A 1039-nucleotide genomic window follows, 5' to 3' on the forward strand; every position below is an offset into this window, starting at 1 on the left:
CAGGTGATTGGCCCTATTGAAATTGGAGAGAAAGCCAAAGTTGGGGCGGGTGCAGTGGTTGTGGCAGATGTTCCGAGCGATGTGACAGTTGTCGGAATCCCAGCTAAGATCGTCCGAGTTCATGGACAGAAAGATGAGCCGATGATCCACGAAGTTGAAGAAAAACGAGAATACTATCTAGACAAGCTAGAACATGCCCGTGAAGCCAGTCACCATTCATCAAGTCTGTAGGATAGGGTAGCAAAGTTATCGAGGTGAAGTATGACAGGAGGTAAGAACTATGTCAGATTTATCAGATGCAATTTTGAACCAGGCAGTTCTTGAGTTGCAAGAACGCTTGGATGGTCTTGCTAAGGAGCGCTTTATTAAACTGCCACCTAGCCACCAGCGTGAATGGGCTCATTATATCAGTGAAGCCAAAAAAGATGAGACCAAACTGCGCCGTCTAAATAAAATGAAGGCGGATTTGCTGAAGCCTTAAAGAAAGAGAAGTTATGCTATTAGAGGAATTTGAAGATGTAGCAGCAGTTATTGAGCCAACTGAAAAGCCAGTCCCTGACAAGGGTGAGGTGTGCGAAACCATCATCCTGTCCTTTAATGGCGAGATTCTGAAACGTTTGATTGAGTCAGAAAATGTCTATCAGGGAGGCTATTTGAAAAGCATAAACGGCCATCATCCATGGTATATTTATGGCCAAGGACCTAGCAAGCTAGCAGTTATGTTGGCTCCAATTGGGGCTCCCATGATAGTCGGCCAGCTGGAGGAGTTGGCGGCCAGAGGCTTCAAAAATTTCATCATTTTAGGTTCCTGTGGCGTTTTGGACCGCTCAATTGAGGCTGACAAGATTATTCTGCCTGCAGCTGCATTGCGTGATGAAGGAACTAGCTATCACTATGCCCCACCGGGTGACGAAGTCGCCTATGACGAGTCTCTGCTGATCGAGCTGGAAGCCATCTTTGACAAGCACAATATCGAACATATCCGCACCAAGTCTTGGACGACTGATGCCTTTTATCGAGAAACGCCTGATAAGGTCAA

2 protein-coding genes and 1 pseudogene are annotated in these 1039 nt (G+C 46.3%); all 3 read left to right on the top strand.

What is annotated here, in order from left to right; translation table 11 throughout:
• Positions 1-231, top strand: a pseudogene (locus GMD6S_RS09425) (serine O-acetyltransferase); the annotation flags it as partial.
• Positions 232-280: 49 nt separating this feature from the next.
• Entirely contained in the window at positions 281-481 is a 201-nt protein-coding gene (locus GMD6S_RS09430) for a YdeI/OmpD-associated family protein (RefSeq protein ID WP_008280814.1), read from the top strand.
• A gap of 13 nt (positions 482-494) precedes the next feature.
• On the top strand, positions 495-1039 hold a 545-nt coding region (locus GMD6S_RS09435), incomplete at its 3' end, for a nucleoside phosphorylase (protein WP_000923408.1).

The sequence above is a fragment of the Streptococcus sp. GMD6S genome (assembly GCF_000297015.1).